14 protein-coding genes are annotated in these 18,093 nt (G+C 69.8%); 8 read left to right on the forward strand and 6 right to left on the reverse strand.

Annotated elements, in window-relative coordinates:
- Window positions 1-191: 191 nt before the first annotated feature.
- Entirely contained in the window at window positions 192-2,411 is a 2,220-nt protein-coding gene (locus ACIP6N_RS03555) for an OmpL47-type beta-barrel domain-containing protein (protein WP_401812491.1), read from the reverse strand.
- Window positions 2,408-4,846, reverse strand: coding sequence for a ThuA domain-containing protein (locus ACIP6N_RS03560; RefSeq protein ID WP_401812493.1), 2,439 nt, complete (start codon window positions 4,844-4,846; stop codon window positions 2,408-2,410). Before ACIP6N_RS03560 ends, ACIP6N_RS03555 begins: the two co-directional genes overlap by 4 nt.
- A gap of 251 nt (window positions 4,847-5,097) precedes the next feature.
- Here ACIP6N_RS03560 and ACIP6N_RS03565 point away from each other — a divergent pair, with 251 nt between their 5' ends.
- The 3 genes from ACIP6N_RS03565 (at window position 5,098) to ACIP6N_RS03575 (ending at window position 7,525) form a co-directional block, all read left to right on the forward strand.
- Window positions 5,098-6,162 carry a multicopper oxidase domain-containing protein gene (locus ACIP6N_RS03565; protein WP_401812649.1) on the forward strand — a complete coding sequence of 355 codons (1,065 nt, stop codon included), beginning with the start codon at window positions 5,098-5,100 and terminating at the stop codon, window positions 6,160-6,162.
- Window positions 6,163-6,336: 174 nt separating this feature from the next.
- The gene (locus tag ACIP6N_RS03570; protein ID WP_401812494.1) at window positions 6,337-7,131 is read left to right on the forward strand and encodes a VOC family protein; all 795 of its coding nucleotides are present in this window, start codon (window positions 6,337-6,339) and stop codon (window positions 7,129-7,131) included.
- Window positions 7,132-7,252: 121 nt separating this feature from the next.
- The gene (locus ACIP6N_RS03575; protein WP_401812495.1) at window positions 7,253-7,525 is read left to right on the forward strand and encodes a WhiB family transcriptional regulator; all 273 of its coding nucleotides are present in this window, start codon (window positions 7,253-7,255) and stop codon (window positions 7,523-7,525) included.
- Window positions 7,526-7,588: 63 nt separating this feature from the next.
- Here ACIP6N_RS03575 and ACIP6N_RS03580 read toward each other — a convergent pair whose 3' ends face one another.
- Window positions 7,589-8,563, reverse strand: a complete 975-nt coding sequence (locus ACIP6N_RS03580; protein WP_401812497.1) for an acyl-ACP desaturase — start codon at window positions 8,561-8,563, stop codon at window positions 7,589-7,591.
- A 201-nt stretch (window positions 8,564-8,764) separates the two neighbouring features.
- Here ACIP6N_RS03580 and ACIP6N_RS03585 point away from each other — a divergent pair, with 201 nt between their 5' ends.
- Window positions 8,765-9,703 carry an alpha/beta fold hydrolase gene (locus tag ACIP6N_RS03585; protein ID WP_401812498.1) on the forward strand — a complete coding sequence of 313 codons (939 nt, stop codon included), beginning with the start codon at window positions 8,765-8,767 and terminating at the stop codon, window positions 9,701-9,703.
- Here the strand turns inward: ACIP6N_RS03585 and ACIP6N_RS03590 are convergent.
- From ACIP6N_RS03590 to ACIP6N_RS03600, 3 genes are all read right to left on the reverse strand, one after another.
- Window positions 9,675-11,261, reverse strand: a complete 1,587-nt coding sequence (locus ACIP6N_RS03590) for an ABC-F family ATP-binding cassette domain-containing protein (RefSeq protein WP_401812499.1) — start codon at window positions 11,259-11,261, stop codon at window positions 9,675-9,677. The genes ACIP6N_RS03585 and ACIP6N_RS03590 overlap by 29 nt on opposite strands.
- A 338-nt stretch (window positions 11,262-11,599) precedes the next feature.
- The gene (locus ACIP6N_RS03595; RefSeq protein ID WP_401812650.1) at window positions 11,600-12,016 is read right to left on the reverse strand and encodes an SsgA family sporulation/cell division regulator; all 417 of its coding nucleotides are present in this window, start codon (window positions 12,014-12,016) and stop codon (window positions 11,600-11,602) included.
- A gap of 211 nt (window positions 12,017-12,227) precedes the next feature.
- Entirely contained in the window at window positions 12,228-12,521 is a 294-nt protein-coding gene (locus ACIP6N_RS03600) for a YciI family protein (protein WP_401812501.1), read from the reverse strand.
- A 35-nt stretch (window positions 12,522-12,556) separates the two neighbouring features.
- Here ACIP6N_RS03600 and ACIP6N_RS03605 point away from each other — a divergent pair, with 35 nt between their 5' ends.
- The 4 genes from ACIP6N_RS03605 to ACIP6N_RS03620 all read left to right on the forward strand — a co-directional run bounded on the left by ACIP6N_RS03605 (window position 12,557) and on the right by ACIP6N_RS03620 (window position 18,000).
- Window positions 12,557-13,237 carry an endonuclease V gene (locus ACIP6N_RS03605; RefSeq protein WP_401812503.1) on the forward strand — a complete coding sequence of 227 codons (681 nt, stop codon included), beginning with the start codon at window positions 12,557-12,559 and terminating at the stop codon, window positions 13,235-13,237.
- Window positions 13,238-13,342: 105 nt separating this feature from the next.
- A complete protein-coding gene (locus ACIP6N_RS03610; RefSeq protein WP_401812504.1) occupies window positions 13,343-14,467 on the forward strand; it encodes a CaiB/BaiF CoA transferase family protein in 1,125 nt (374 codons plus the stop codon).
- Between the two features lie 40 nt (window positions 14,468-14,507).
- On the forward strand, window positions 14,508-15,722 hold the full coding sequence (locus ACIP6N_RS03615; protein WP_401812506.1) for an acetyl-CoA C-acetyltransferase: 1,215 nt from the start codon (window positions 14,508-14,510) through the stop codon (window positions 15,720-15,722).
- 103 nt (window positions 15,723-15,825) lie between these two features.
- Window positions 15,826-18,000 (forward strand): 3-hydroxyacyl-CoA dehydrogenase NAD-binding domain-containing protein, encoded by a 2,175-nt coding sequence (locus ACIP6N_RS03620; RefSeq protein WP_401812507.1) that lies wholly within the window; start codon window positions 15,826-15,828, stop codon window positions 17,998-18,000.
- Window positions 18,001-18,093: the final 93 nt, after the last annotated feature.

Raw genomic sequence — 18,093 nt, forward strand, 5'->3', positions numbered from 1 at the left:
TCCTGACGTTCCTGAGCGCCGGACGGCGCCGGTACCCAGCCAACGCGTGGAGCCCGCCAACTTCAAATGCACGGTTCTGACGCGTGCCCTTACCCAGACGCATCCGCGCCGCGCCCGTGCGAGAACACCACTGCGCCCCCTCCCCGTCGTACGGGGGAGGGGGCACACCGGCGCTTCAACTCGGAGCCGGGCTACAGCTCCTTGATGCGGACGTTGCGGTACGAGACCACGTCGTCCGTGCTGTGGACCTGGAGCCCGACGTAACCGGTGGCGTAGCGCCGGCCGTCCGTGCCCGGGTCACCGTCGCGCGGGGGCTCGAAGACCTGGCCCCCGTTGTTGTCGAACTCGTTGATCAGGACACCGTTGCGCAGGATCTCGAAGTGCTGGCCGACCACGCGGATCTCGTAGTCGTTCCAGGTGCCCTTCGGTGTGACACCCGCACCGGCCAGACCCACGCGGTCGAAACCGTAGACCGAGCCGGTCTTGTACATGTCGCCGCCCGGACCGTCGTAAATCTGGATCTCGTGCCCGTAGTTGATGGCGACCCACTCGGGACGCGACTCCTCCGGGTGGTTGTGGACGTTCGGGAAGCGTACGAAGACACCGCCGTTGGAGTTGACCGCGTCCGCGCCGTCGTCCCGGAACTGGAGCTTCAGCGAGAAGTCGCCGTACGTGCGCTCCGGGAACCACAGCATGCCCATGCCGTCGACCGTGGTGCTGCTGGTGATGGCACCGTCGTCGGTGAGGGTGAACTTGCCACCACCCACCTGCTCCCACTTGTCCAGGGACTTCTGCGTACCGTCGAAGAGGTCGCGGTAGCCCGTCGTCTGGCCGGGCAGCCCGATCTTCGACTGCTTCGCGGCCTTGTTGATCAGCTTGAACTCACGCTGGTCGATGACGTTGTCGGCGAGCAGCTTGTCCGTCACGGCGTCGACATGCTTGAGGAAGAGGGCCTGCGAGGTCCACTCCCTCTCGTCCTCGATCAGCTCGTTGATGGTGCACCGGTTCGGTGTGATCCGGTTCGGCACACCCGTGTCGACCGTACCGACGATGACCGTCAGCCGCTCGTCGTACTCCGCGCAGGGCGGGGCGGGAACACCGCCGCCCTCCGCGACGGAGAACGACACCTGCTGGGCCTCGGAGGTGTTGCCGGCCTTGTCGGTCGCACGGTGCGAGAGCGTGTGCGAGCCGACGCGGTCGACCAGGACGGGCGTGGTGTACGCGAGGTAGGGACCGGCGTCGAGGGAGTACTCGACCTTGTCCACGCCCGAGTCGTCGTCGGTCGCGGTCAGGGTCACCTTGGCGCTGCTGATGTAGGCGCCGTTGGAGTTCTTGTCCCCGGTCACGGCGGCCTTGGTCACCGGCGCCGTGGTGTCCTCGGCGGGTGCCTCGACGACGGTGAAGTCGACGGACTTCTCGGCCGCCGCGTTGCCCGCCTTGTCGGCCGCGCGGTAGCGGACCGTCTGGGCGCCGGTCTCGTGGACCATCACCGGCGCCGTGTACGGCTGCCACGCGCCGTCGGCGCCGACCGCGTACTCGATGGTGTTGACGCCGGAGCCGGTGTCCGACGCGGTGACGGTGACCGTGGCCATCGTCAGGTAGTTGCCTTCGGCGTCCTGCTCACCGCTGACGGTCGCCGAGGTCTCCGGCGCCGTCGTGTCGTCGGTCGGCGGGGACACCACGGTGAAGTCGACGGACTTCTCGGCCGCCGCGTTGCCCGCCGTGTCGGTGGCCCGGTAGCGGATCGTGTGATCCCCGACCTGGTCGACCACCACCGGGTTGGTGTACGGCTGCCACTCGCCGTCCGCGCCCACGGCGTACTCGGTGGTCTTCACACCGGAGCCGCCCTCTTCGTCGGCCGCCGTCACGGTGACCGTGGCGGAACCGACGTACGCGCCGTCGGCGTTCTGCTGACCGGTCACCGACGCGGACGTCTCGGGCGCGGTGGTGTCCTCGTCACCGCCGCCTCCGCCGTCCCCCTCGGTCACGGTGAGGATGCCGCTCATCTGCGCGTGCCCCGGCATGCTGCAGAAGAAGTGGTACGTGCCCGGGGTCAGGGTGACCTCGGCGGTGTGCTTGCCGCCCGCGTCGTCACTCGGGTTGGCCAGGATGTTGAGCGGTACGTCGTTGTTGTACTGCGTGTTCGACACGTCGAACGTCAACGTGTGCGGCATACCCGTGGAGTTGGACTCCGGGGTGTTCTCGAAGACGATCGTGGCCGGTCCGGCCACCGCGGTGGTGGGGAAGCTGAGGAAATGATCGGTGGGATCGCCCGCCGTCCAGGTGAGAGTCTGGGCGGCGGCCCCGGCACGGTCGGTGCCGCGTCCGTACGCGGCTGTCGAGGTCAGCCCCAGCACCAGGAGCAAGGCGCCCAGCAGGGACGCCCAGAGGCGTAGAGGTCGCTGTCTCACTGCGCTGCCTTCCTGGCCAGGTCCGCGGCGGCCGGGGTCGGTTCGCCGCCGTTGTACGTCACACGCCACAGCGCGGACTCGGAGTCGGAGGTGAAGAAGCCGCGCCCGTAGTCCAGGACGTAGAGCGAGCCGTCCGGGGCGAACTTCCAGTCCATGAGGTTGCGGATGCCGCCGTCACCGACCGGCACGATCTTCCGCAACGAGTCGGCGCTGACGGGGAGTCCGCCCTCACCGGCGTTGGCGGGGTTCATCTGGACCGCGTGGCGCGGGTTGGTCGCGTCGTAGAAGTCCGCGACGAACCACTTGCCGTCCCAGTACTCGGGCCACTGGACGTCACTCTTGAGCGTCGGGTTGAACCGGAAGACGGGACCGTCCATGGTCGCCTGGCCGCCGCCCTTGAGCCACGGCAGCAGGAACGTGGCCTGGTCGGCCTGGTAGCTCGGCACGCCGTCGGCGTCACGCGGGTAGTCGGGAGCACCGCCCTGCGGCGAGTACCAGATGTTGTTGGCCTCGGCCGGCGGGATGTTCACCAGGCCGTCGTTGTTCGGGGACTCGTTCTTCAGGTGGTCGCAGTCGTACCAGCCGAGCGGCTTCTCCGGATCGGGCAGATTGCGGTCACGGTAGGGCTGCTTGTTGCCCATGCAGTACGGCCACCCGTGGTTGCCGGCGTGGGTGATCACCGAGAAGGTGTCGTACTTCGCCGGGCCCCACGTGGTGCTCGGCGACTCGGCGTCGGGGCCGACCCAGCCCGCGTAGAGCACGTCGGTCTTCGGGTCGATCGAGATGCGCGCCGGGTTGCGTACACCCATCACGTAGATCTCGCCGCGGGTCTTCCCGCCGCCCTCGGCCGTCTCCTTGCCCGTGAAGAGGTTGCCGTCGGGCAGGGTGTACGTGCCGTCCTGCTCCGGGTGGATGCGCAGGATCTTGCCGTTGAGGTTGTTGGTGTTGCCGGCCGTGCGGCGCGCGTCGGCGAAGGAGACACCCTTGTAGTTGGGCTCGGGGTTGTTGCCCGAGTAACCGTCGCTGTACAGCGACGAGTTGTTGTCACCGACCGCGATGTAGAGATTGCCCTTCGAGTCGAAGGCCATGCCGCCGCCCGCGTGGCAGCAGCTGTGGATCTGCGCGGGCCACTGGAGCAGGACCTTCTCCGAGGTCATGTCCAGCTTGTTCGTCTTCTGGTTCAGGGTGAAGCGCGCGACCCGGCGCTGGCCGATCTGGGTGTCGCGGTTGATCTCCGAGTGCGGCGAGTAGTACACGTACACCCAGCCGTTGGAGGTGAAGTTGGGGTCCAGCGTGATGCCGAGGAGCCCTTCCTCCACCTTGAACAGCTCGTCGCCGCCGCCCTTGTTGCCGAAGACGGTCAGCGAACCCGCGAGGGAGACCTGCTTCGTCTTCGGGTCGTAGATGCGGATGTCGCCCTGGCCCTTGCCGATGTCCGGGTCGTTCCAGTCGGTGACGACCGGGTCATCGGCCGTGCCGCCGCCGCGGCTGATGTAGAACACCCGGCCGTCGGGGGCGATCGTGATGCCGTGCGGCTCGCCGATCACGTCCTGCTGGCCCGGCTGGTTCGGCTGAGTGACCCGCTCCGCCTTGTAGTTGGCGTCGATCGTCGCCTTGCAGTCGGCGCGCGAGAGCCGCGTCGTCCACTCCAGGGCGCCGCGCAGGTGGTCGCGGAAGTCGGTCTCGGCGAACGACTCGGCGGTACCGCCCATGCCGGTGTAGAAGGACCGGCCGCCGTCGTAGTCACGGCACCAGGAGATCGGGTGGTCGGCGCCGTTGGCGCCCTCGCCCGGCTGGTACGTGCTCTCCCTGACCTTGGCGACGGTGTGCACCGTGCCGGAGGGGTTGGTCTTCCAGTTGAACCACGCGTCGGGGCGCTTCCACTCCAGCGGGAGGTTCTTCGTGGCCGGGTGGACCCGGTCACCGACCTCCACGGTCGCCCGCTGGACCTTCGCCGGGCTCGTGTCCGCCGGCCTGGCACCGATCAGTCCGGTGAACCAGTCGGAGTACGGCTCCGTACGGGCCGCGTCATGGATGCCCAGGAAGCCGCCGCCCGCCTCCACGTACGATTCGAGGCCCGCCTCCTGATCGGGGTCGAGCACATCGCCGCCGCCTGTCAGGAACACGACCGCGTTGTACTTGCCGAGCTTGTTGGCGCTGGTGAAGACCGAACCGTCGTCCGTGGCCTCGGTCTTGAAGCGCTTGTCGGCCGCGCCCGACTGGCCGATGGCCTCGATCGCCGCGATACCGGCGTTGACGGCCGGTGTCTCCTCGGAGTCCGAGCCGGTGAAGACGAGGACCTTGACGTTCTCGCCGCCCGGCGGCGAAGGAAGAGCCAAGGCGGCAGCCGGAGCGTCCGGGTACGGCCTGGCGTTGGCGGCGGTACCGCCCAGCAGTGACGCCGCCATGGCGCCGGTCACCAGGGCCACGGTCATCCCGCGCCTGGATCTCGACCGGTGATGTGGTGCGCGCTGCATGTGTTCACCCACCCCTCTTTGGTCACAGCAACAGCCAGGAAGCTAGACCCCTTTCCGTGGATCGCCAATAGGTATGACTGTAATGGTGCCAACTTTGTCCTGAGTGTGGATAAACGGAGATCGCTGGTCTACCGTGTGGCCGTCCGGGGTGTCATGCACCTTGCAACGCCCTGCAATCTCCGTACGGCACTGGGGAGTTCGGTATGGCCATGGACAGAAGGAGCTTCACGCGACGTCTGCTGGCGGGAGGCGCGGCGGCAACGGGCGTGACCTCGCTGGCAGTTGCCTCCGCCCCTGCGGCGACGTCGGCCGAGGCGCCGCCCAGGACCGCGCCCGCGGGCGGACAGGTCCGCCATATCACCCTGTTCGCCGAGACGCTGGCCGACGGATCGATGGGCTACGGCTTCGAGAAGGGCAAGGCGAGCGTCCCGGGACCGCTGATCGAACTCGTCGAGGGCGACACCCTGCACATCGACTTCGAGAACACCACGGATGTCGCCGCCAGCCTCCATGTGCACGGTGTGGACTACGACGTGGCCAACGACGGCACCGTGCTCAACAAGAGCCAGGTGGAACCGGGCGGCAAGCGCACCTACACATGGCGCACCCATGTCCCCGGCAAACGCGCCGACGGCACGTGGGAGGCGGGCAGCGCGGGCTACTGGCACTATCACGACCATGTCGTCGGCACGGAGCACGGCACCGGTGGCATCCGCAAGGGCCTCTTCGGTCCCGTGGTGGTCCGCAGGAAGGGCGACATCCTGCCGGACAAGCAGTTCACCATCGTCTTCAACGACCTGACGATCAACAACAAGCCCGCCGCCGAGACGCCCAACTTCGAGGCCACGGTGGGCGATCGCGTCGAGATCATCATGATCACGCACGGCGAGTACTACCACACGTTCCATATCCACGGTCACCGCTGGGCGGACAACAGGACGGGCCTGCTCGCCGGCGCGGACGACACCAGCAGGATCATCGACACGAAGATCACCGGCCCCGCCGAATCGTTCGGCTTCCAGATCATCGCGGGCGAACGCGTGGGCGCGGGCGCCTGGATGTACCACTGCCATGTGCAGAGCCATTCCGACATGGGGATGGCGGGACTGCTGCTGTTCGCCAAGCCGGACGGCACGATTCCGGGCTACGAGCCGCACCACCCGGACCACGCCACAGCCGAGAAGTCGGCGAAGAAGGCGAAGGAGACCGCCGCGTCCATGGGCGCGGCGCATGGTACGGACGGCATGGCGGACATGCCGGGGATGAGTCACTAGCGGTACGGACGCGGGGGGTGTGCGGAAGCCCGGCCGGGCGGACCGGCCGGGCTTCCGTCGTGTGCTCCCGCGAGCGGTGCTCGCGGGCCCGGCCCCGGGAGTACATGCGGGCCTGCGGCAACAGGTGGAGACTCGGAAAGGGGAGTACAGCGGGATCCCACGAAGGAGCACGCCATGCTCAGCACCAATTTTGTTGCCGGCGCCCCGAGCTGGGCCGATCTGACCACCCCCGACATGGCCGGGGCCTCCGCCTTCTACCAGGGGCTTTTCGGCTGGGACACGATCTCCGGCGGGCCTGATACCGGCGGGTACAGCATGTTCCAGCTGGGCGGCAGGACCGTCGCGGGAGCGATGCCCATGCCGTCGGAGCAGGCACCCCCGGCCTGGTCGGTGTATTTCCAGACGCACGACGCCGACGCCACGGCCGCGAGCGTCCGCGAGGCGGGCGGTTCTGTCCTGTCCGAGCCGGTGGACGTCATGGACTTCGGCAGGATGGCGATCTTCACGGATCCGGCCGGCGCCGGGTTCTCGGTCTGGCAGCCGGGCAAGCTCATGGGGCTCGAACGGGTCCAGGATCCCGGCAGTCTCTGCTGGGTGGAGCTGTACACCTCCGACGAGGGCGCCGCCACCGGCTTCTACAGCTCCGTCTTCCGCTGGGAGACCATCAGCATGCCGATGCCGGGCGGTACCGGCACGTACCGCATGGTGAATCCGGCGGGCGAGGGCGCGGACGCCATGTTCGGCGGCTTCGTGCCGATCGGCTCGGACCAGACGGAGTCCGACATCCCGCCGCACTGGCTCCTGTACTTCGAGGTCGCGGACTGCGACGGCACCGTGGCCGAGGCGGAACGGCTGGGCGGCACGGTGAGGGCGGCGCCGATGGACATCGAGGGAGTCGGCCGGTTCGCGAAGCTCACCGATCCTTACGGGGCGCGCTTCGCGCTGATGCAGGGCGTCAAGCGCGACTGACGCCCGTGCGGTGTGCCGGACGCGACCGGCGGCGGCGCCCGGGGGGCAGCGCGGCCCGACCGCGGTCGCCGTCGCCGCCTTATCAATCAAATGTTTATCGCGGCGGGGCAGCCTGTCCCGTATGCCGACGAACATCACCGCCAGCACCACCGACACGGCCTGCGGGCCGGCGAACGAGCTCTCCTGGCAGGAGAACGCGCTCTGCGCCCAGACGGGGCCCGATTTCTTCTTCCCCGCCCCCGGCTCCTCCACCCGCGACGCGAAGCGGGTGTGCGGTGCCTGCGAGGGGCGAGAGGCGTGCCTCGCGTACGCACTCACGCACGACGAACGGTTCGGCGTCTGGGGCGGGCTCTCCGAGAAGGAACGCAGCCGCCTCCGCCGTACCGGCCGCTGACCGCGCCGTCGCCGCCGTACGAGACGGCGGGGACGGCGCTCACGGGCACGCCCGGCCGGAGCGTCAGCTCGCGGCGCGCGCGGCCATCCGTGCCTTGCGGGCCGCCAGTTTCTCGTCGAACTTGCTGGCCTCGCTGTCGAGACCGCCCATGTACATGCCGATCTCCTCCTGCGCCTTCAGACCCTCGGGGCCGAGCCCGTCGATGTCCAGGACCTTGAGGTAGCGCAGCACGGGCTGGAGTACGTCGTCGTGGTGGATCCGCATGTTGTAGATCTCGCCTATGGCCATCTGCGCGGCGGCGCGCTCGAAGCCGGGGATGCCGTGCCCCGGCATCCGGAAGTCCACCACGACGTCGCGCACGGACTTCATGGTCAGGTCCGGGGCGAGCTGGAAGGCCGCGCCGAGCAGATTCCGGTAGAAGACCATGTGCAGGTTCTCGTCGGTGGCGATGCGCGCCAGCAGCCGGTCGCAGACCGGGTCGCCCGACTGGTGTCCGGTGTTGCGGTGCGAGACCCGGGTCGCCAGCTCCTGGAACGCGACGTACGCGACGGTGTGCAGCATCGAGTGGCGGTTGTCGGACTCGAAGCCCTCCGACATGTGCGACATCCGGAACTGCTCCAGCTTGTCCGGGTCGACGGCGCGCGAGGCGAGCAGATAATCACGCAGCACAATGCCGTGCCTGCCCTCTTCTGCGGTCCAGCGGTGCACCCAGGTGCCCCAGGCGCCGTCGCGGCCGAAGAGCGCGGCGATCTCGTGGTGGTAGCTGGGGAGATTGTCCTCGGTCAGCAGATTGACCACGAGCGCGGTCTTGCCGATGTCCGTGACCTTGGACTGCGCCGGGTCCCAGGACTCGCCGTCCTCGAAGAATCCCGGGAAGTTACGGCCGTCGCCCCAGGGCACGTACTCGTGCGGCATCCAGTCCTTGGCCACGCCGAGATGGCGGTTCAGCTCCTTCTCCACCACCTCTTCGAGGGCGTACAGCAGTCGGGCGTCTGTCCACGCTGCCGAACTGCCGAGCGGGGGAGAGGCGAGGGTCACGGGTACTCCTGGGGACGGGAGAATATTTACCTACGGGTTCGTAGGTTACGAGACCGTAGGTTAAAGCCGCGGTAAGCCCTGGGCCAAGCCCGTGAGGCCGGAAAGGAACGAGAGCCTCCACTCTGAGCGGTCCGATCGAAGTGCCAATACCATCGCCAGAAGGAATGAAAAGCGTATATTCCGGTCGATTCTGGAGGGGCGATGCCCGGACTTCCCCCGACCCCGATCGTGCTGTTGCACGGCTACTGGCACGGGACCTGGTGCTGGGCCCCCGTCGTCGCCGAGCTGGCGGCCCGGGGCAGATCCGCCGTCGCCGTCGACATGGCAGGTCACGGCCTGCACGCGAGACGCCCGGAAGCGGCGCGGGCCCGGCCCTTCAGCGCGAACGGGTTCGCCGCGGAGCACTCCCCGGTCTCGCACGTCTCGCTGGACGAGGCAGGGGAACTGCTGGTCTCCCAGATCAAGAAGACCGGCGGCGGCCGCCCCTGCGTCCTGGTCGCGCACAGCATGAGCGGCACGGTCGCCAACAGGGCGGCCGAGATGGCGCCCGACGTCATCTCCCACCTGGTCTACGTCTGCGCCTTCATGCCGCCGACCGGCATCCCCGCGTCGAAGTACCTGGGCTCACCCGGGAACGAGGGTGAGCTCCTGCCGGCCCTGCTCCGCGCCGACCCCGCCGATGTCGGAGCGCTGAGACTCGATCCGGGCTCCGCCGATCCCGAATACCAGGCGCTCCTTCGCCATGTCTTCTACAACGACGTCGACCCGGTGACCGCCGACGCCGCCATCGCGCTGCTCAGCTGCGACGCCCCGGCCCGCATCGCGAGCGGGTCCACCACCCTCACCACGCGTGGCTGGGGCTCCGTACCGCGTACGTATGTGCACACCACCCGTGACAACATCATCCGGCCGGTGCTCCAGCGCCGCTTCGTGGCCCAGGCCGACGAGGCGTTCCCGGACAACCCCACCCGGGTGGTCGAACTGGACTCCTCGCACTCCCCGTTCCTCTCCATGCCGGGCGTCCTGGCGGGAGTCATCACGCACGCGAGCCCGCGCGCGGGGGACCCGGGCGCCTCGCACCCGCGCGCCGGGGCCCCGCCGTCCGACGAGTTCAGCCGTCGAGCCGCAGCCACCGGGTGACACCGATCGACTCCAGGAACGCCATGTCGTGGCTCGCCACGATCAGCGCGCCCTCGTACGCGTCCAGCGCGGCCGTCAGCCGGTCCGCGCTCGCCATGTCCAGACTGTTCGTCGGCTCGTCCAGCAGCAGGCGCGGTGCCGGCTCCGCCAGCAGCAGTGTGGCCAGCGAGGCCCGGAAACGCTCCCCGCCCGAGAGGGTTCCGGCCCGCTGATCGGCCCGCGCGCCCTTGAACAGGAAGCGGGCCAGCTGAGCCCTGATCTGGTTGTCGGTCGCCGTCGGCGCCGCCAGCGCGACATTCCGCGCGATCGTCAGCCCGTCGTCCAGCACATCGAGCCGCTGGGGCAGGAACCGCAGCGGGACATGCGCCACCGCCTCGCCCGACACCGGCTCCAGCTGCCCCGCGATCGTGCGCAGAAGCGTCGTCTTGCCCGAACCGTTGCGACCGACGAGGGCGACCCGCTCCGGACCGCGCAGCTCGAACTCGTCCCCGATCGCGCTCCCGTGGCGAAGCTCCAGCTCCCGCAGTGTCAGTACGGTCCGGCCCGGACGGACCCTGGTGTGCGGCAGTTCGATCCGGATCCCGTCGTCGTCCCGTACCGCCTCGACGGCCTCGTCCAGCCGTTTCCTCGCGGCGGACAGCCGATTCTCGTGCGTGGCACGGTGCTTGCCCGCGAACTCCTGCGCGGCGCGCCTGCGCATCCCCATCACGATGCGCGGTTCGCTCCCCCTCTCGTTCATTCGCCGCCCGTACTGCGCGCGCCTGGCCAACTTCTCCTGTGCCTCGGACAGTTCGCGCTTCTGCCGGCGCAGATCGTTCTCCGCGGCGCGCACCGTACGCTCCGCCGCCTCCTGCTCGACCGCCAGGGCCTCCTCGTACGCGGAGAAGTTCCCTCCGTACCAGGCGACTTCCCCGTCCCGCAGATCGGCGATCCGGTCGACGCGGTCGAGCAGTTCCCGGTCGTGGCTGACCACGACCAGCACACCGGGCCAGGCGTCGACCGCGTCGTACAGCCGCCTGCGCGCCCGCGCGTCGAGATTGTTCGTCGGCTCGTCCAGCAGGAGCACGTCGGGCCGTGCCAGCAGCAGCGCGGCGAGCCGCAGCAGAACACACTCGCCGCCCGACACCTCGCCGAGAGTGCGGTCAAGGCCGACGTGTTCGAGACCGAGCTGATCGAGGGCGGCCCTGGCCCGCTCCTCGACGTCCCAGTCGTCGCCGACCGCGGCGAAGTGCTCCTCGCGCACGTCACCCGCCTCGATGGCGTGCAGCGCGGCACGCGCCCCGGCGATCCCCAGCGCCCGGTCCACCCGCAGCCCGGTGTCGAACACCACGGTCTGCGGCAGATGCCCGACCTCGCCGACGACCCGGACCTGCCCCTCGGACGGGGTGAGTTCACCGGCGATCAGTTGCAACAGGGTCGATTTACCAGACCCGTTGAGCCCGATGAGACCGGTTCGGCCCGGTCCGAAGGTGAGTTGGAGTCCATCGAACACCTCGGTCCCGTCCGGCCAGGCGAAGGACAGGGCGGTGCATGTGAGGGAGGCGGGGGTGGCGGACATGGCGGTCTCCGGTTGCTGAAGAGGCGTGCGGGGGCAACGGATGGAGACACCGGGACACGGACGACGTCCGTCACGGGACCGGAGAGGAAGGCCCGGTCCGGGAGAGGACGGCTCGGCTGCCGAGGTCGCACACGAGATCCGCACGGCGCAAAGCCGCACGGCACGGTGTCTCAGAACCTCAGTAGCGCAACGTCCCACTCCGATCGACGACAACAAGGCCACGAAGAACGTTACGAAGGCGTCGGGAGCGCGTCAACGCGATTCAAGCAGCCAGGCGGATCCGGCCGCGGTCGCGGACCCCGGACACGGCCTGATCCCCCCCGGCGCGGGGCCGGCGCTCAGCGGGCGTCGCGCAGCAGTTCTGTCAGGTCGTGGTCCAGGTCCAGGTAGAGGTGTTCGTGGCCCGCCGGGACCAGGGCCTCGGCGCGTTCCAGGAAGCGGCGCAGCTCGGAGGTGTGCAGGTGCACCATCGCCGTGCCCTCCGGGGCGTGGAACTCCAGGGCCGTCCTGCCGTAGCCGAACGGCCGTACCCGCACGTCACCGGCGCCGGCCGGCCCGTCCACGCCCGTGGCCAGCAGTTCGCGGGCGAACTCCCAGGTCACGTCGGTGCCTTCCAGCGTCGCCGGGGCCGGGAACGACATGTATACGGTGAAAGGGTCCGAGCGGTCGTAGCGCAGGGTGGCGGGAACGGTCTCCATCCGCGGGACCGCCGCGATCACCCGGGCTCGCACGGCCTGCTCGATGACAGGTGACAGTGACATGGCCTGCTCCCTCGACTTCGGCGCGGCGGACTGACTCAGGATGGTCCTCCACCACTGAGTAAGACGAGAGAACGGTCCGATCCGTGCACCGGAGAGGAGCGTGAGGTGCGTCACCGTACGACCCGGGAACCGTACGGCGGCCCTGAGCGTCCCGGCAGGGTCCGGCACGCGGAGCGCGAGGCGCCGCGCGCCGTCCGCCAGGTGATCAGCGCTGCTGCCGGTACGGCGCCAGCGCCGCCGAGGTCTTCGTCGCCACGAACTCGGTGATCCGGTACGCGCAGACGCCGCCCGTGACGAAGGGATCCGTCGCCGTCAGCCGCTCGATGTGCGCACGGTCCTCCCCGACGGCCAGGATCACCCCTCCGTCGCGCGGATTCTTGCGGCCCGAGGCGATGAAGACGCCGGACTCGTACTCCGCGTCCAGCCAGGCGACATGGTCTTCCACGAGCGCGTCGACGCGCTCGACGGGCGCGGTGTAGGTCAACTCCAGTACGAACATGATCGTCAGGTTACGAGAGCCCTTAGGGTGCGCACATGACGACCCTCAGGATGCCCGCCGACGAGACCGGGGCACGCGCCGTCCAGGACGAGCTGCGAGGCCGCGTGGTCCTCGACGAGGAGGGGCCGGTGCCGGGTACGGGGCTGGTCACCGGCGTCGACGTGGCGTACGACGACGCACACGATGTCGTCGCCGCGGCGGCCGTGGTGCTCGACGCGGCCACCCTCACCGTGGTCGAGGAGGCCACCGCCGTCGGGCGCGTCGCCTTCCCGTACGTCCCGGGACTGCTGGCCTTCCGTGAGCTGCCGACCGTGCTCACCGCGCTCGAATCGCTCACCTCGGACCCCGGTCTCGTCGTCTGCGACGGCTACGGCCTGGCCCATCCGCGCCGGTTCGGACTCGCCAGCCACCTCGGCGTCCTGACCGGCCTCCCCGTGATCGGCGTCGCGAAGAACCCCTTCACCTTCTCGTACGACCAGCCGGGCACCCGGCGCGGCGCCTCCTCACCGCTGCTCGCCGACGACGGCGAGGAGGTCGGCCGCGCGCTGCGCACCCAGGACGGCGTCAAACCCGTCTTCGTGTCGGTCGGCCACCGCGTCGGGCTGTCGAACGCGTGCGCCCACACCCTGCGTCTCGCGCCCGGCTACCGCCTCCCCGAGTCCACCCGCAGGGCCGACACGCTCTGCCGGAAGGCGCTGTGCGAAGCGACCGGCTGAGGCCGGTGGCCCCGGCCGCGCGGCGGACGCCGACTTGTGCCGGGGAGGGGCACCGGCGGCATGATTGCTGTCACATCAGTTGAGTCACAGTGCGGAGACAGCCACATGGCAGGGACAGGGAACGGCCCGCTGACCGGGGTACGGGTGGTCGAGCTGGCGGGTATCGGGCCGGGGCCGTTCGCCGCCATGGTGCTCGCCGATCTCGGCGCCGACGTCGTACGGATCGACCGGCCCGGCGGCGCCGGGCTGGGCATCGACCCGGCGCACGACCTCACCAACCGCAACAAACGGTCCGTGCTGATCGACCTCAAGGAGCCGGACGGAGCCGCCCGCGTCCTCGACCTGGTCGAACGCGCCGACGTGCTCATCGAGGGCTACCGCCCCGGCGTCACGGAACGCCTCGGCATCGGGCCCGGGGAATGCCTCGCCCGCAATCCGCGGCTGGTGTACGGACGGATGACCGGCTGGGGCCAGGAGGGCCCGCTCGCGCGGACAGCCGGTCACGACATCGGCTACATCGCGGTCGCGGGCCCGCTCTCCATGATCGGTACGGCCGACGAGCCGCCCGCCATCCCGGCGAATCTCCTCGGCGACTACGCGGGCGGATCCCTCTACCTCGTCATCGGACTGCTCGCCGCGCTCCAGCACGCCCGTACGCCCGGCGGCGCCGGCCAGGTCGTGGACGCGGCGGTCGTCGACGGCGCCGCGCACCTCACCACCATGATCCACGCGATGATGGCCGCGGGCGGCTGGCAGGACCGACGCGGCGCCAACCTGCTCGACGGCGCCAGCCCCTTCTACGGCTCGTACGAGACCGCCGACGGCCAGTACATGGCGGTCGGCGCGCTGGAGCAGCGGTTCTACAACGAGTTCATCGAGCTGCTCGGCATCAAGGACGAGGTCCCCGCGCGCAAGGACTTCGCCCGCTGGGACGAGCTGGAGGCCGCCGTCGCCGCCCGGTTCAAGGAGAAGACCCGCGAGGAGTGGACCGCCGTCTTCGAGGGCTCGGACGCCTGCGTCGCCCCGGTGCTCTCGCTGCGCGAGGCGCCCGCACATCCCCACCTCGCGGCCCGTGGCACGTTCACCGAGCACGCCGGAGTCACCCAGCCCGCGCCCGCGCCGCGCTTCTCCGCCACGCCCGCCTCCGTACGCCGCGCGCCCGCCCTGCCGGGCGCGGACACCGCGGAGATCGCCCGCGACTGGGACGTACCGAGCATCCGCACCGACTGAACCACCCACCCCGTAGCCCCACTTCCGGAAGGCAGCTGTCGTGAGCACCGAAGCGTTCGTCTACGACGCGATCCGCACACCGCGCGGTCGTGGCAAGGCCAATGGCGCCCTGCACGGCACCAAGCCGATCGACCTCGTCGTGGGGCTGATCCACGAGATCCGCGGCCGCTTTCCCGGGCTCGACCCGGCGGCTATCGACGACATCGTGCTCGGCGTGGTCAGTCCGCTCGGCGACCAGGGCTCGGACATCGCCAGAATCGCAGCCGTCGCCGCCGGGCTGCCCGACACGGTCGCCGGTGTCCAGGAGAACCGCTTCTGTGGCTCCGGCCTCGAAGCCGTCAACTTGGCGGCCGCCAAGGTCCGTTCGGGCTGGGAGGACCTGGTGCTCGCGGGCGGCGTCGAGTCGATGTCACGCGTGCCGATGGGATCCGACGGCGGGGCCTGGGCGATGGACCCGATGACCAGTTTCCGGACCGGCTTCGCCCCGCAGGGCATCGGTGCCGACCTCATCGCGACTCTCGGCGGCTTCACCCGCCGCGACGTGGACGAGTTCGCCGCGCTCTCCCAGGAGCGGGCCGCGACGGCGTGGAAGGAAGGCCGCTTCCAGCGCTCCGTGGTGCCCGTCGTCGACCGCAACGGACTCACCGTCCTCGACCACGACGAACACATGCGTCCCGGCACCACCGCCGACACACTCGCCGCACTGAAGCCGTCGTTCGCCGCGATCGGCGAGGCCGGCGGCTTCGACGCCGTGGCACTCCAGAAATACCACTGGGTCGAGAGGATCGACCACGTCCACCACGCGGGCAACTCCTCCGGCATCGTGGACGGCGCGGCCCTCGTCGCCATCGGATCCAGGGAGACCGGCGAGCGCTACGGGCTCACACCGCGCGCGCGGATCGTGTCCGCCGCCGTCTCCGGGTCCGAGCCGACCATCATGCTGACCGGGCCCGCGCCCGCCACCCGCAAGGCACTCGCCAAGGCCGGACTGAGCATCGGCGACATCGACCTCGTCGAGATGAACGAGGCCTTCGCCGCGGTCGTGCTGCGCTTCGCCGCGGACATGGGCCTCTCGCTGGACAGGATCAACGTCAACGGCGGCGCGATCGCGCTCGGCCACCCGCTCGGGGCCACCGGTGCGATGCTCCTGGGCACGCTCATCGACGAACTGGAGCGCCAGGACAAGCGGTTCGGCCTCGCCACGCTGTGCATCGGCGGCGGCATGGGCGTGGCCACCGTCGTGGAGCGCCTGTGACCGACCGCCCGTCACGGACCGTACGGGGCGCTCGCGGGCGGCCCTCACCGACCTCACACACCGCGGACCTCACGCACTTCACGGACTTTTACGGAGCGGCAGCATGAGCGAGTCCACCACCATCCGATGGGAACAGGACGAGACCGGCGTCGTCACCCTCGTACTGGACGACCCCGACCAGTCCGCCAACACCATGAACGAGGCGTTCGGCACGTCCGTCGCGGCCATCGCCGAGCGCGCGGAGGCCGAGAAGGACAGCATCCGGGGCATCATCGTCACCTCCGCCAAGAAGACCTTCTTCGCGGGCGGCGACCTCAAGGACATGATGAAGGCGGGCCCGGACGACGCCGAGCGGGTCTTCGCCCGCGGCCTGGCCGTGAAGGACGCCCTGCGCCGCCTCGAAACCCTCGGCAAGCCCCTCGTCGCCGCCATCAACGGCGCTGCCCTGGGCGGCGGTTACGAGATCGCCCTCGCCTGCCACCACCGCATCGCCCTCGACGCGCCGGGATCCAGGATCGGCCTGCCGGAAGTCACTCTCGGACTGCTGCCCGGAGGCGGCGGAGTCACCCGCACGGTACGGCTGATGGGCATCGCCGACGCGCTGCTCAAGGTCCTGCTGCACGGCACGCGGTACTCCCCGGGGCGCGCGCTGGAGAACGGCCTGATCCATCAGGTCGCCGCCACGCGCGACGAGATGCTCGCTCTGGCGCACGCCTTCATCGACACCCATCCCGAGTCGTGGCAGCCCTGGGACGTCAAGGGCTACAAGATCCCCGGCGGCACCCCGTCCACCCCGCGGTTCGCCGCCGGCCTGCCCGCGTTCCCGGCGAGTCTCAAGAAGGAACTCGCGGGCGCCCCTTACCCGGCGCCGCGCAACATCCTCGCGGCGGCCGTCGAGGGATCCCAGGTCGACTTCGAGACCGCGCAGACCGTCGAGGCGCGCTACTTCACCGAGTTGGTGACCGGACAGACCGCCAAGAACATGATCCAGGCGTTCTTCTTCGACCTCAACGCCGTCAACGCCGGTGCCGGCCGCCCGCAGGACATCCCCGCGCGCGAGGTCCGCAAGGTGGCGGTCCTCGGCGCCGGAATGATGGGCGCGGGCATCGCGTACTCCTGCGCGCGGGCCGGCCTCGACGTCGTACTGAAGGACGTGACGCGGGAAGCGGCCGAGAAGGGAAAGGCGTACTCCGCGAAGCTGCTCGCCAAAGCGCTCTCCCGGGGCCGTACGACGGAGACCGAGCGGGACCAGGTGCTCGCCCGCATCACCCCGACCGCCGACCCGGCGGATCTCGCCGGGTGCGACGCGGTGATCGAGGCGGTCTTCGAGGACTCCGCGCTCAAGCACAAGGTGTTCCAGGAGATCCAGGACGTCGTCGAGCCCGACGCGCTGCTGTGCTCCAACACCTCCACCCTGCCCATCACGGTCCTCGCGGAAGGTGTGTCCAGGCCCGCCGATTTCATCGGCCTGCACTTCTTCTCACCCGTCGACAAGATGCCGCTCGTCGAGATCATCAAGGGCGAACGGACCGGCGAAGAGGCCCTGGCGCGCGCCTTCGACCTGGTCCGCAGGATCAGGAAGACACCGGTCGTCGTCAATGACTCACGCGGCTTCTTCACCTCGCGGGTCATCGGACAGTTCCTCAACGAGGGCGTGGCGATGATCGGCGAGGGCGCCGAGCCCGCGTCGGTCGAACAGGCCGCGGCGCAGGCCGGTTACCCGGCCAGGGTGCTCTCCCTGATGGACGAGTTGACGCTCACGCTCCCGCGCAGGATCCGTGACGAGGCACGGCGCGCGGCACAGGAGGCGGGCCGCGACTGGTCCGGGCACCCCGCGGACGCCGTCATCGACCGGATGGTGGACGAGTTCGGCCGCCCGGGACGCAGCGGCGGCGCGGGCTTCTACGAATACGGCGAGGACGGCCGGCGGACCCGCCTCTGGCCGGGCCTGCGTGAGCACTTCGGCAGGCCGGACGCGGACATCCCGTTCACCGACATGAAGGAGCGGATGCTCTTCTCGGAGGCGCTGGACACCGTCCGCTGCCTGGAGGAGAACATCCTGACCTCGGTCGCCGAGGCCAACATCGGTTCCCTCATGGGCATCGGCTTCCCCGCGTGGACCGGCGGTGCGCTCCAGTACATCAACGGCTACGCGGGCGGCCCCGCCGGATTCGTCGCGCGAGCAAGGCAGTTGGCGGAGCGATACGGTGAACGATTCGAGCCCTCACGGCTGTTGGCGGAGAAGGCGGAGAAGGGCGAGACGTTCTCCGACGCGTAAGTCCCCCGGCCGCGGGCCGTGTTCACTTCACGGTGAGCGCGGCTCGCGCCCCCGGCGCGCATGGCCCGCGGCGCCGGCCGTACGGCTCTGGCG

The sequence above is a fragment of the Streptomyces sp. NPDC088725 genome (assembly GCF_044751305.1).
Taxonomy (GTDB): Bacteria; Actinomycetota; Actinomycetes; order Streptomycetales; family Streptomycetaceae; genus Streptomyces.

Bases quoted from the DNA above. Each gene is read 5' to 3' on its own strand.
- ACIP6N_RS03610 (WP_401812504.1), top strand. From the start codon at position 13,343: ATGGCAGGGACAGGGAACGGCCCGCTGACCGGGGTACGGGTGGTCGAG.
- ACIP6N_RS03565 (WP_401812649.1), top strand. From the start codon at position 5,098: ATGGACAGAAGGAGCTTCACGCGACGTCTGCTGGCGGGAGGCGCGGCG.
- ACIP6N_RS03560 (WP_401812493.1), bottom strand. From the start codon at position 4,846: ATGACCGTGGCCCTGGTGACCGGCGCCATGGCGGCGTCACTGCTGGGC.
- ACIP6N_RS03575 (WP_401812495.1), top strand. From the start codon at position 7,253: ATGCCGACGAACATCACCGCCAGCACCACCGACACGGCCTGCGGGCCG.
- ACIP6N_RS03600 (WP_401812501.1), bottom strand. From the start codon at position 12,521: ATGTTCGTACTGGAGTTGACCTACACCGCGCCCGTCGAGCGCGTCGAC.
- ACIP6N_RS03585 (WP_401812498.1), top strand. From the start codon at position 8,765: ATGCCCGGACTTCCCCCGACCCCGATCGTGCTGTTGCACGGCTACTGG.
- ACIP6N_RS03605 (WP_401812503.1), top strand. From the start codon at position 12,557: ATGACGACCCTCAGGATGCCCGCCGACGAGACCGGGGCACGCGCCGTC.
- ACIP6N_RS03590 (WP_401812499.1), bottom strand. From the start codon at position 11,261: ATGTCCGCCACCCCCGCCTCCCTCACATGCACCGCCCTGTCCTTCGCC.
- ACIP6N_RS03570 (WP_401812494.1), top strand. From the start codon at position 6,337: ATGCTCAGCACCAATTTTGTTGCCGGCGCCCCGAGCTGGGCCGATCTG.
- ACIP6N_RS03620 (WP_401812507.1), top strand. From the start codon at position 15,826: ATGAGCGAGTCCACCACCATCCGATGGGAACAGGACGAGACCGGCGTC.